10 protein-coding genes and 1 riboswitch are annotated in these 11,978 nt (G+C 67.8%); of the genes, 5 read left to right on the top strand and 5 right to left on the bottom strand.

The window, feature by feature from the left end; genetic code table 11:
• The first annotated feature begins 23 nt into the window (after window positions 1–23).
• Genes ACFQNJ_RS06315 through ACFQNJ_RS06305 form a run of 3 tightly spaced genes read left to right on the top strand, consistent with a single transcriptional unit; the run spans window position 24 to window position 1,417 of the window.
• Window positions 24–326 carry a DUF2818 family protein gene (locus ACFQNJ_RS06315; protein WP_374642725.1) on the top strand — a complete coding sequence of 101 codons (303 nt, stop codon included), beginning with the start codon at window positions 24–26 and terminating at the stop codon, window positions 324–326.
• Window positions 327–344: 18 nt separating this feature from the next.
• Complete coding sequence (locus ACFQNJ_RS06310; protein WP_382255052.1) at window positions 345–944, top strand: NUDIX domain-containing protein; 600 nt, start codon at window positions 345–347, stop codon at window positions 942–944.
• An 8-nt stretch (window positions 945–952) separates the two neighbouring features.
• Window positions 953–1,417 (top strand): DUF1178 family protein, encoded by a 465-nt coding sequence (locus ACFQNJ_RS06305; RefSeq protein WP_382255049.1) that lies wholly within the window; start codon window positions 953–955, stop codon window positions 1,415–1,417.
• Here ACFQNJ_RS06305 and ACFQNJ_RS06300 read toward each other — a convergent pair whose 3' ends face one another.
• The 3 genes from ACFQNJ_RS06300 to ACFQNJ_RS06290 form a co-directional block, all read right to left on the bottom strand.
• Entirely contained in the window at window positions 1,418–2,749 is a 1,332-nt protein-coding gene (locus ACFQNJ_RS06300) for a Glu/Leu/Phe/Val family dehydrogenase (RefSeq protein WP_382255046.1), read from the bottom strand.
• Between the two features lie 137 nt (window positions 2,750–2,886).
• Window positions 2,887–4,662: an ABC transporter transmembrane domain-containing protein gene (locus tag ACFQNJ_RS06295; RefSeq protein WP_382255043.1), complete on the bottom strand. Its 1,776-nt coding sequence runs from the start codon at window positions 4,660–4,662 to the stop codon at window positions 2,887–2,889.
• On the bottom strand, window positions 4,659–5,702 hold the full coding sequence (locus tag ACFQNJ_RS06290; RefSeq protein ID WP_382255040.1) for a magnesium transporter: 1,044 nt from the start codon (window positions 5,700–5,702) through the stop codon (window positions 4,659–4,661). The genes ACFQNJ_RS06295 and ACFQNJ_RS06290 overlap by 4 nt, the downstream gene beginning before the upstream one ends.
• A 114-nt stretch (window positions 5,703–5,816) precedes the next feature.
• On the opposite strand from ACFQNJ_RS06290, the gene ACFQNJ_RS06285 reads away from it, so the two are divergent.
• Window positions 5,817–6,995 (top strand): dipeptidase, encoded by a 1,179-nt coding sequence (locus ACFQNJ_RS06285; RefSeq protein WP_382255037.1) that lies wholly within the window; start codon window positions 5,817–5,819, stop codon window positions 6,993–6,995.
• A gap of 9 nt (window positions 6,996–7,004) precedes the next feature.
• Here ACFQNJ_RS06285 and ACFQNJ_RS06280 read toward each other — a convergent pair whose 3' ends face one another.
• Both ACFQNJ_RS06280 and ACFQNJ_RS06275 read right to left on the bottom strand, forming a co-directional pair.
• The gene (locus tag ACFQNJ_RS06280; protein ID WP_382255388.1) at window positions 7,005–8,144 is read right to left on the bottom strand and encodes a lipocalin-like domain-containing protein; all 1,140 of its coding nucleotides are present in this window, start codon (window positions 8,142–8,144) and stop codon (window positions 7,005–7,007) included.
• Entirely contained in the window at window positions 8,144–10,699 is a 2,556-nt protein-coding gene (locus ACFQNJ_RS06275; protein WP_382255034.1) for an FtsX-like permease family protein, read from the bottom strand. Before ACFQNJ_RS06275 ends, ACFQNJ_RS06280 begins: the two co-directional genes overlap by 1 nt.
• Window positions 10,700–10,753: 54 nt before the next feature.
• Window positions 10,754–10,869: riboswitch (TPP riboswitch) on the top strand.
• A 67-nt stretch (window positions 10,870–10,936) separates the two neighbouring features.
• Here ACFQNJ_RS06275 and ACFQNJ_RS06270 point away from each other — a divergent pair.
• Window positions 10,937–11,977 (top strand): thiamine ABC transporter substrate-binding protein, encoded by a 1,041-nt coding sequence (locus tag ACFQNJ_RS06270; protein WP_382255031.1) that lies wholly within the window; start codon window positions 10,937–10,939, stop codon window positions 11,975–11,977.
• Window position 11,978: the final 1 nt, after the last annotated feature.

Here is an 11,978-nt window from a genome sequence, read left to right as displayed (position 1 = left end):
GCCCGCGAGGGCTCCCACGCCCCATGTCCCTGAACGCATCTGTCTGGCTGGTGATTCTGGTGGCCTTGCTGGCCGCCAATCTTCCCTTCTTCAATGACCGCATCCTGGCCGTCGGGCCACTCCGGCAGCCCAAGACCCTGTGGTGGCGTGTGCTCGAGTTGCTGGTCTGCTACTTCGTGGTCGGTGCCGTTGGCCTGGGGTTGGAGCATTCCGTGGGTCAGATCTATCCTCAGGGCTGGGAGTTTTACGCCACCACCGCTGCCCTGTTCCTCACCTTTGCATTCCCTGGGTTCACCTGGCGCTATCTGTTCCACCGGCGCCACTGAGTACAGGGGACCCCGTTGATGAGCGAGAACGACCGGCACCTGCGCGAGATTGCCTTGCGGCGAGACGAGTTGCTCAAAGGTCACTTCCTGCACGTGGTCCGGGACGAGGTTCGCCTGCCTTCGGGGCGCACGGCCACCCGTGAGTTCGTGTTGCACCCCGGCGCCGTGATGATCGTTGCCCAGCTGGATGATGGACGCATCGTGATGGAGCGGCAGTACCGGCATCCCATGGGTGAGGTCATGCTGGAGTTGCCGGCAGGCAAGCTGGACGCCGGGGAAGGCAGCTTGGCTTGTGCCCGGAGGGAGTTGCGCGAGGAGACCGGCTACGAGGCCAGCGAGTGGGCCTTTGCCGGGCAGCTGGCACCCACGATCGCCTATTCGAACGAGCGCATCGACATCTGGTTCGCCAGGGGCCTGCACCCTGGAGAACGGCAGCTGGATGAGGGTGAGTTCCTGGATGTGCTGAGCCTGTCACCCGACGAGTTGCTGGCCTGCTGTCGAGACGGACGCATCCAGGATGCCAAGACACTGGTGGGCGCGCTCTGGTTGCAGAATGTCCTCTCGGGCCATTGGACCCTGGCGTGGTCAGACGGCGTGGAGTCGGGGGTTGCCGGATAATCCGCCGCATGAAGGTTCTCGATCTGCAGTGCGAGCGCCAGCACGTCTTTGAGGGCTGGTTTGCTTCCGAAGATGACTACCACCAGCAGCTGGAACGCGGTCTGCTGGGGTGTCCTGTGTGCGCGAGTGTCCGGGTCGAAAAGAAGCTGTCGGCACCGCGTCTGAATCTGGGCCGTGGAGACGTGCAGGAGGTGCCTGCGCCGGCCGGTGCCGTCCAGTCGGCGGTCAAGGCACAGGGACTGCCCCATGGCATTCAGGCGCAGGTACTGCACGCCATGCGCGAGTTGATGGCGAGGACCGAGGACGTTGGGGAACGCTTCGCCGATGAGGCCAGGGCCATGCACCATGGTGATATCGAGCAGCGAAACATTCGTGGGCGCACCACCGCGGATGAGGCCCGCGAGTTGATCGAGGAGGGCATCGACATTCTGCCGCTCCCCGATCTACCGGTCATCAAGGAAACACTTCAGTAATCAAGGGTAGAGTCCCCGCAGGTCGCGGGCATGCAGGATCCGTTTGCAGGCCACGATGAAGGTGGCGGTGCGAAGGCTCACCTTGTGCTCTTCGGCCACCTGCCAGACCCCTGCGAAGGCGCCCTTCATGATGCGCACGAGGCGCTCGTTGATCTCTTCCTCGCTCCAGAAGAAGCTGGAAAAGTCCTGCACCCACTCGAAGTAGCTCACGGTCACGCCACCGGCGTTGGCGATCACGTCGGGCAGCACCAGCACGCCGCGCTCGTGGAGGATGTCATCGGCCAGCGGTGTGGTCGGGCCATTGGCACCCTCGATGATCATGCGCGCCTGGATGCGGCCGGCGTTGGCTTCGGTGATCTGCTGCTCCAGCGCCGCGGGGATCAGGATGTCGCAAGGCGTGTCCCAGAAGGCGTCGCGCGAGAGAGCCTCTGCCTGGGGGAACCCGGCCACGGTACCGTGGCTGGCCACATGGGCCAGCAGGGCAGGCACGTCCAGACCACTTTCACGGTAGACGGTGCCGCCGTGGTCCTGCACGGCCACGATCTTAGAGCCCGCTTCGGCGAACAGCTTGGCCGCCACGCCGCCCACGTTGCCGAAGCCCTGGACGGCAACGCGTGCCTGGGTGATGTCCATGCCGATGCGCTGGGCAGCCTCGGTGCCCACGGTGAAGACGCCGCGCCCAGTGGCTTCCCGACGACCGAGCGATCCACCGAGGTCCACCGGCTTGCCGGTGACCACGCCGGTGGCGGTGGAGCCCTCGTTCATGGAATAGGTGTCCATCATCCACGCCATCACCTGTTCGTTGGTGTTGACGTCGGGGGCGGGAATGTCCTTGGTGGGGCCGATGATGATCCCGATCTCGCTGGTGTAGCGCCGGGTCACCCGCTCAAGCTCTCCCCGGGAGAGCTGCCGCGGGTCCACACGGATGCCGCCCTTGGCGCCGCCGTAGGGCACGTTGACGGCGGCGTTCTTGATCGACATCCAGGCCGACAGGGCCATGACTTCGGACAGCGTGACGTCCTGGTGGAACCGCACACCGCCTTTGCCGGGGCCGCGGGAGGTGTTGTGCTGCACGCGGTACCCCTCGAAGTGGGCGGTGGTACCGTCGTCCAGCAGGATCGGCACGTCCACGATCAGGGTGCGCTTGGGGCGTTTGAGGGTTTCGACCCAGCGGGCCAGGGACCCAAGATAAGGGGTCACCCGATCGACCTGCTGCAGGTAAATGCCCCAGGGGCCGAGGTGGTTCGGATCCAGGTAGGAGGGAAGGGCGTGAGTGAAGGTGGCCGGGCTGTTGGCGGGTGTGCTGCCCGGCCGTTGCGATGCTTGTGACATGGTGCAGAGGTCTCCTTGTGGGTGGGTGCTGCACCGTACAGGTGCAACGGACGAGACTGTACGAAGACCTGTCTGCGCTGTCCAAGGCCGCCTTGGGATGCCTTTATGCGTTCAATGCATAACCGACCGGAATCAGCTCAGGTCTGGAACTGCAGCGCCGCCAGCCGGGCGTAGACCCCGTCCATGGCCAGAAGCTCGGCATGGGAGCCTTGCTCCACCAGGCGGCCATGGTCCAGCACGACGATGCGGTCGGCCCGCTGGACAGTGGCCAGGCGGTGGGCGATCACGAGGGTGGTACGGCCCCGCATCGCCGACTCCAGCGCAGCCTGGACCATGCGTTCGCTTTGCGCATCCAGTGCGCTGGTGGCTTCATCCAGCAGGAGCAGGGGCGGGTTCTTCAGCATGGCCCTGGCGATCGCGATGCGTTGTCGCTGACCGCCCGACAGCCTGACGCCCCGTTCGCCCAGGTAGGTCTCGTAGCCCTCGGGCAAGCGGGTGATGAACTCGTCGGCAAAGGCGGCGCGCGCAGCCTCGCGCACCTCGTCGTCGGACGCCTCCGGGCGTCCGTAGCGGATGTTCTCCAGGGCGCTGGTCGAGAAGATCACCGGGTCCTGGGGCACGATGCCCACGCGGTGGCGCAAGTCGGCCAGGGAGAGCTGCCCAACGGGGACGCCATCCAGCAGGATCTGGCCGCCCAGGGCATCGTAGAAGCGCAGCAGCAGGCTGAAGACCGTGGTTTTTCCTGCGCCGCTGGGTCCCACCAGCGCCACGGTCTGACCGGGTTCCACCGCCAGGCTGAAATCCTCCAGTGCGCTTTGCGTGGGCCGGGACGGGTACCGGAAGTACACCGCCTCGAAGCTGACACGGCTGCCGCCGTGCACGGGGGGCAGTGGCTGCGGCGAGGCGGGCTCCTGGACCGGTGAGCGTGCGGCCAGCAGCTCCATCAGCCGCTCGGTGGCACCCGCCGCACGCAGCAGGTCACCGTAGACCTCTCCCCAGACAGCGACCGCGCTGGCAAAAAGGATCACCAGCACCACCGCCTGTCCCAGTTGTCCCGCGCTGATCTGGCCGGCGATCACCGCCTGGGTGCCCTGGTACAGCCCCCAGAGGATCAGCGCGGCGTTGGCGATGATGATGAAGGCCACCAGCACGGCGCGGGCCCGGCTTCGTCGTACCGCCGTCTGGAAGGCACTGTCGGTGGACTGGCGGAAACGCGCCGATTCCCTGTCCTCGGCGGTGTAGCTCTGTACCAGGGGAATGGCGTTCAGCACTTCGGCTGCGATGGCGCTGGCGTCGGCGACGCGGTCCTGGCTGGCGCGAGAAAGCCGCCGGACTCTGCGGCCGTACCACATGGCCGGCAGGACCACCAGCACGACGACCAGCAGCACCTGCACCATCACGTAGGGGTGCGCCCAGACCAGCATGGCCAGCGCCCCCAGGCCGGTGACCGCATGCCGCAGTCCCATGGACAGTGAGGAGCCCACGACAGTCTGTACCAGCGTGGTGTCGGTCGTGAGCCGGCTGAGGACTTCGCCCGTGCGCGTGCTCTCGAAGAACGCGGGGCTCTGGCGCAGCACGTGCGCATAGACCGCGTCGCGGACATCGGCCGTGATCCGCTCGCCCAGCCAGCTCATGACGAAGAAGCGAAACGCAGAGGCCAGACCCAGCAGCACCGCGACGGCGAACACTTCCAGAAAATGCCCGCGCAGGGCCATCGCCTGGGTGCCCCTGTCTGCCTGCAGGCCTCCGTCGATCAGGTGTCGCAGCGCGACCGGGAAGAGCAGCGTGGCCGCTGCCGCGAGAATGAGGAACAGGATGGCGAGCCCGACCTGCAGGCGATAGGGGCGCACAAACGGCAGGAGACCGGTGAGTGCGCGCGGGTGGGCGCGTGCGGGGGCTTCGGTGGTGCTCATGTCATGACCGCAGCGATGATGAGGAAGTAGGTCACCAGGCTCAGCAGGTCCTGGATGATGGTGGCCAGTGGACCGCTGCCATAGGCGGGGTCGCTGCCCAGCCGGTCCAGCACCCAGGGCAGCACCAGCCCGATCGTGGTGGCGATGGCGCCGGCGGCCACCAGCGCTCCCGAGACGGCCAGGGCCAGGCGCAGATCGCCGAAGGCCAGCCAGACGCCAGGCAGGGTCAACCCGCCCAGCACCAGGCCGATCAGCAGGCCCGTGCGGACCTCGCCGCCGACGAGCGAGCCCAGGCGGGCATGGCTGAGTGAGAGTCCCCGCACGGCGACGGCCTCGGTTTGCGTGCCGATGGCATCGGCCAGATAGACCAGCCCCGGAACAAAAAAGGCAATCGCGGGGTTGATGCCCAGCGCATGCTCGAAACGGGCCATGATGAAGGTGGCCAGCGTGCTGCCCAGCAGGCCGATCAACAGCCACGGCAACCGGTGCCGAAGGCGGCGCAGGGGTGGCTCTTCGATCGCCTCCCTGGCGCGCACGGCTTCACGGGTGATGCCGGCGAAGCGGTGGATGTCTTCCACATGCTCACGGCGCAGGATGTGCAGCAGCGCCGAGGCGGGCACGATGCCCAACAGGCGGGTTTCAGTGTCCACCACAGGGACGGCCACGAGGGTGTGGTGCAAGGCCATGGAGGCCACGCGTTCCTGATCGGAATCGGCATGGATGCGCGGGAAATTTCGGTGCGCCGCCTCGCCCACCTGCTGATCACGAGGCAGTCGCAGCAGCTGCGCCAGATCCAGGATGCCGACGAGGTGCCCGCTCTCATCGGTCACGCACAGAATTTCGGTGTGCTCGGGGGGGTGGGCCAGCAGGCGGTCGAGCACCTGACCCGCCGTTTCGTCTCTCTGGGCGCGGGCCACGCTGGCAGACAGATAGCGACCGGCCACTTCCTCGTGTCCATGGTCGGCCTGCGATCCGCGCCCTCTGGCCAGGGTGGACCACTTGCGCTTCGTGCGATGGCGGGCAGTGTGTGTATCGGTCATGACCGGCAACGTGGGAGACAGCGTGATGTCAGGGGCAGTGTACGGCCTGTGTATGCTGGCGCGTTCGCGCAGACCGACCGTCTGCTGGCACACGACCGACAAGGAGGGACTTCCATGAAGCGGCAACGGTGGGGACGATGGCTGGGATGGGGGTTGCTGGGGGCAGCGGTGCTGGGCGTCGGGGTGTTTCTCACCTTGCCGACCATCGTGGACCGGCGCATGAACACGGTGGAGCAGACACCGCCGTATGTGGCGTCGGAGCGGGCCCGTGCACTGCATGAGCGCCTGTTCATTGCTGACCTGCACGACGATGCCCTGCTGTGGTCTCGCGACCTGTTGCGTCGCTATTCGTATGGACACAGCGATCTGCCGCGTCTGGTGGAGGGGCGGGTGGGTCTGCAGGTGTTTGCGACCGTGACCAAGACCCCCAAGGGCATGAACTTCGAGCGCAACGCCTCGGACACCGACAGCATCACCATGCTGGTGATGGCGCAGCGTTGGCCCGTGCGCACCTGGGACAGCCTGCTGGAGCGGGCGCTGTACCAGAGCGAACGCCTGCATGCGGCACAGGCGGGCAGCGAAGGCCGGCTGCGCATCGTGCGCACGGCCAGGGATCTGTCGGCCTTGCTGGCCGAGCCCCCGGGCAAGGGCTTGCTGGGGGCGGTGCTGGCCACCGAGGGGCTGCAGCCGCTGGAGGGCCAGCTGGAGAATGTCGACCGGTTGTATGACGCCGGCTTCCGGATCACGGGCCTGACGCACTTCTTCGACAACGAGGTCGGTGGATCGGCGCACGGGTGGGACAAGGGTGGACTGACTGCCTTCGGTCGTCAGGTGGTGCAGCGCCTGCAGGAGCGGCGGATGATCATCGACCTGGCGCATGCTTCACCGGCGCTGATCGATGATGTGCTGGCCATGACCACCCGCCCGGTGCTGGTGTCGCACACCGGGGTCAAGGGCACCTGTCCCGGGCCGAGAAATCTCAGTGACGATCACATCAAGGCCATTGCCAGGACCGGCGGCGTGATCGGCATTGCCTACTTTGAAGGGGCTGTGTGCGAGTTGTCGATCGCCGCCATCGTCAAGGCCATCCGGCACGCCGCCGATGTGGCCGGTGTGGACCATGTGGCGCTGGGGTCGGACTACGACGGGGCGATCCGTGTGGCCATCGACACCACGGGGCTGGTGCTGCTGACCCAGGGGTTGCTGGAGGCAGGCTTCAGCGACGACGAGGTGGCCGCCATCATGGGCGGCAATGTCCGGCGCTTGCTGCTGCAGGAGTTGCCGCCGGGTTGACCCGCGACTTCAGAGCACCAGGCGGCTGGCGTAGCCGGTCATCTCCAGGTAGCCGCGACCGACCGCACGGTCGTGTTGATCGAGCAGATCGGACACGCCCTCCCAGTACACCGTGCCGGTGCTGGCGCGGCTGTCGAGTTCCTGGGCATCCACCAGGGCATTCACGGTGAAGCGGCCCACCGGTGTGAGGACCTGCCACTCGACGGGGTAGCTCGCCCCGGTGCGTGGGCTGGTCCAGCGCCGGCCGGGCAGCCATTGCACCTCGTCGGGTCCGAATGGCCGCGCCGGTGCCACCCCGGTGGCGCCCGAGACTGGGCCCCGCCAGGAGCCGCCGGCCCAGACGGCGCTGCCATCGCGCCGTCGCAGCCGGAAAGCGGTGAGGCTGCTGCCGTCATGCAGGTTCATGCCGATCCAGTCCCAGCCGACGGCGTCCGGGTGCATCAGGGCTTCGCTCCATTCGTGGTCCAGCCAGGCACGACCCGTGATCTGAACCATGCGGCCGTCGATGCGAAGCTGGCCTTGCACCGCCAGTTGGGGGTGGGTGATGTAGAAGCTGGACTGGGAGGGATCGGGGCCTTTTCGCGAGAAGCCGCGGTCGCCCTGCAGCAACAGCGGTTGCGTGGGCTGGGCGGTCAGCTCGATGCCCAGGGCGTTGCCGGAGATGCGGGTTTGGTAGCGGCCCGAGGGGTCGCGCTGCAGGTGCCAGTCGTGCAGGCGCACCGAAGTGTCGGCGTCGCTGGCGAAGGCGTGTTGCTGGGCCAGCGGGCTGCCGGGGGGCGCTCCGTTCCATCGGACCATGCGCTGGTCGTGATACAGCCGTGCCGCCCGCACGTCGGTGATGGCTGCGTGGGCGAACAGCAGGTGTCGTGCGGCCAGCCGGCTGGACAGCGACGAGGCCGGGTCGACGCGGCTGCGGAAAAAGGTGACCTGGAAACCCCAGGGCTGGCCGTTGGCGTCTTCGCCGTGACCGGTCAGGTACCACCATTCGGTGCGGGCTTCATTGTGGGTGCCGTGATCGCGGGGGAACCGAAGTTCGCGCGGCTGGAGCACCTCTGCGGGGCTGTCCTCGCCGGCCCGTGACGTGATCGGGTGGCACAGCATCCAGGCCGCGGTCGATGCGAGCCATTGGCGTCGCCGGGTGGGCATCATCACCAGTCCTCCTTGACAGCCTGAACCGCATCGCCGCTGGCCGCTGCCCGGCCAGCCAGCCACGCCGTGATGGTGCCCGCCACGACGACGGCCAGGCACAGGGCCGCCAGACGGCCGGCGGGCAGCGCGAGGTCCATCGTCCAGTGAAAGCTCTGCGGGTTGACCACGTGCACCAGGATCACGCTGACGAGCAGTCCCAGGCCCAGACCGGCCAGGGCGCCCAGCGTGGTCCAGGCCAGTCCTTCACCCGCGACCACCCGCAGGATGTCCTGCCTGGTCAGGCCCAGGTGCGCCAGCAGGCCAAATTCGCGCCGGCGTGCCAGCACCTGCGCGCTGAAGCTGGCTGCCACGCCGAACAGCCCGATGCCGATGGCGACTGCCTGCAGCCAGTAGGTCACCGCAAAGCTGCGGTCGAAGATGCGCAGCGAGATGGCCCGGATCTCGCTGGCCGAGGCGAATTCCAGCAACTCGCTGGCGCCATGGCGACCGGCCGCCTGGCGAATGGCTTCGCGCACGAGGTCTTCGTCGGCCCCCTCGTTCAGGTGGATGGCGATGTCGTTGATCCGCTGGTCGCCGGTCAGGCGCCGGTAGTGGTCGCGGTCGATGACGATGCTGCCGTGCTGACGGGCATAGTCGCGCCAGACACCCGCCACGAAGAAGGCGACCGGCTGCTGCGTCTGCGTGACCATGGCGCGGGACCAATCGGGCAGCCATTGGCCGGGTCTTGCACCATGCAGGTCAACCATGGCCTCGCTGACGTACACCGGCACCACCTGTGCGCCGCCCGGTCCCAGGTCCGGTGGGGTGACCGGGTTGCCGACGAGCGGCAGGGATTGGCCGGCCCGCCCGGCGCCCGTGGTGTCCAGGGGCCTGGCCAGCAGCACCACGGGCGGCAGGGCAGGGTCGATCTGCAGACGGGTGGCGCGCAGCGGATCGACGCGGTACACCCCGGGCAAGGCTGAAATTTCGGTCATCAACGCAGGCGGAAGGACGTTGCCGTCACCCACGCTGGTGTCGCTGGCACGGACGTACAGCTGGGCCGGCAGGACGCCATCGAGCCAGATGGTCACCGAGTCACGGAAGCTGGCGACCATGACCGTCAGGGCCACCGACAAGGCCAGGCTGGCGACCACGCCGCTGGTGGCCACCGCGGCGGTCTCCCTCTGGCGACGCGCACGCTCCAGGGCCAGCATGGGAATCGCACGGCGGGTGAGCACCGGCGCCAGTCGGTCGAGCAGGATACCGATGCCCAGTGGCAGCGCGGCAATGCCGCCGACCAGCAACAGACCGATCGCCACATAGGCCCCCAGCGGGATGCCGGCCACGGGAGGCAGCAGCGCCAGCAGCACCGCGCCGGTGATCATGGCCAGGGCCGGCAGGTGCCGGCGAGGTCCGGGCACAGGCGCAGATCCGAGGCCCTTGAGGGCCAGTGCCGGCGCCATGCGCTGGCTGCTCCGCGCAGGCCACCAGCCACCCGCGATCGCTGCAACCACGCCCAGGCCGCCGAACAGCAAGGCATCCCAGGCGCGCCATTGCAGTCGTGGGCTGACGCCGTCAAAGTAGCCGCCCCCCAGATCGCCCCCCAGCAGCCTGAGGGCCAGCGCCGCCAGGCCTGTGCCCAAGGCCACGCCCAGGGCGCTGCCCAGCAAGCCGAGCAGGGCCGATTCGGCCAGCACCAGGCGCAGGCGGTCCTGCCCCGACATGCCCAGCAAGGCCAGCTGCTGCTGGCGGCGCGCCACCGAGAGGGCCATGACCGAAAAAACGAGAAAGGCCCCCGTGAACAGTGCCACCAGCGCCAGCACGCTCAGGTTGACCCGGTAGGCGCGCGAGAGGTTGCTGGCGCGTTCGTTGCCATCGTCGGGACGCTGCGCCAGCCAGTGGGCCGGCAGTGGCAAGTCTGCGGTCAGGTCGTCGCCATTCGTGCCCGCCTTCAACCGCAGGTCGATCCGGCTGAGTTCGCCCACGCGGTCCGCGAGTTCCTGGGCCGCGGCAATGTCCATCACCAGCAGGGGCGGGCCCGGGGCTGCCACCGTGCCGGCCACGCGCAAGCGGTGCCAGCGCAGGCCGCTTTGCACCTCCAGCGTGGTGCCAGTGCCCAGCTGCTGTCGGGCGGCAGGGTTGAGGAACACGGCATCGGCCGCGAAGAGGTCCAGCCGATCTCCGCCCTCGATGCGGGGCATCAGGGCGGGTGATACGGCCGCCACCGACAACGCGTCCACGCCCAGCAGTCGGACCGGTTGCCCGGACGTCGTGCCCGCCGTGCGCACCGAGGTGGGTACCTCCAGAATCGGGCTGGCGGTCTGCACCGACGGATGCGTGGCGATGCGCTCCAGCCAGGCGTCGTCCAGGCTGCCGTTGCGGGCGCGCAGTTCCAGATCCGGGCGGCCATTGACCGCACTGACCGCGCCTGAAAACTCGGACAGGGCCGAGGCGTTGATCAGTTGCACGGCCAGGGCCAGCGCCACGCCGAGCATGACCGCCAGGATGGCGGCGGCGGTGCGCCAGGGATGGTGCCGCCATTCCTGCCAGGAAAAGGTGCGCAAGAGCTGCCACATGCCGCCAGCTTAAGCCCTGGCGCATCCGGGGATGGATCGCAGACCTAAAATACCACTCTTCACCGGGGGTGCCAGGCCGAATCCGCGATGCGGCGAAGGCCGGGGCTGAGAAATACCCCTCTCACCTGATCTGGGTCGTGCCAGCGTAGGGAGCGTGAGTCCGCCTCAGGGATCGTTTCCCTGTCTCCGGGTCCCGCTTCCTCCGGGACGACCGGCATTCGACACAAGGCGGTCCTCATGCAACGTCGTTCTCTGCTTCTGACCCTTTCCGGCCTCGCAATGGCCACTGCGCTGCCGCTGTTCGCGCACGCTGCGCCCACCACCCTGCGGGTGATGACACACAGCTCGTTCGATCTGCCCAAGGAGCTGCTGGCGCAGTTCGAGAAGGACGCAGGGGTCAAGCTGCAGGTGGTCAAGGCTGGCGATGCGGGCGAAATGGTCAACAAGCTGATCCTGACCAAGGCCAAGCCGGTGGCCGACGTGGTCTACGGCATCGACAACACCTTGCTGCCGCGAGCCCAGCAAGCCGGCATCATCGAGCCCTACACCGGACCGGCCAGCCAGCGGGCGTCGGTGGTGACCCTGGGCGAGGGCGTGGTGCCGGTGGACTACGGGTACGTCACGCTCAACATCGACAAGGCCTGGTTCGCCAAGGCGGGGCTGGCGCTGCCCACCTCGCTGGCCGACCTGACCCAGCCGGCCTACGCCAAGCTGCTGGTGGTGCAGAACCCGGCCACCTCCAGCCCGGGGCAGGCCTTCCTGATGGCCACCATCGCCGGCCTGGGTGAGGAGGCGGCATTCGACTGGTGGGCGAAGATGCGCGCCAACGGCGTGAAAGTGGCCAAGGGCTGGACCGAGGCCTACTACACCGACTTCAGCCGCAACGGCGGCACACGTCCCATCGTGGTGAGCTACGCCAGCAGCCCGGCCGCCGAGGTGTTCTACAGCAAGGAAAAGATCAGCGAATCGCCGACGGCCAACCTGTTTCTCAAGGGCGGCGTGTTTCGTCAGGTCGAGGGCGTGGCGCTGGTCAAGGGAGGCAACCCGGCCGCGCGCGAGGCGGCCGGCCGCTTTATCGAGTTCATGCGTTCGGCACCGGTGCAGGAAGCCCTGCAGACCACCATGTGGATGTACCCGGCCGATGCCGCCGTGCCAGCGGTGGAGGTGATGCAGCGCCATGCGGCCCAGCCGACGTCGTTTGACAACCCCGAGCCCGCCCGCATGCACAGCCAGGCCAAGGCGTGGACTCAGCGCTGGACGCGCACCGTCCTGAAGTAAG

This window comes from Hydrogenophaga bisanensis (genome assembly GCF_042665135.1).
Classification (GTDB): Bacteria; Pseudomonadota; Gammaproteobacteria; order Burkholderiales; family Burkholderiaceae_C; genus Hydrogenophaga; species Hydrogenophaga bisanensis.
The sequence above is the reverse complement of the archived record's forward strand: the minus strand, read 5'-3'. Positions and strand labels throughout refer to the sequence as shown.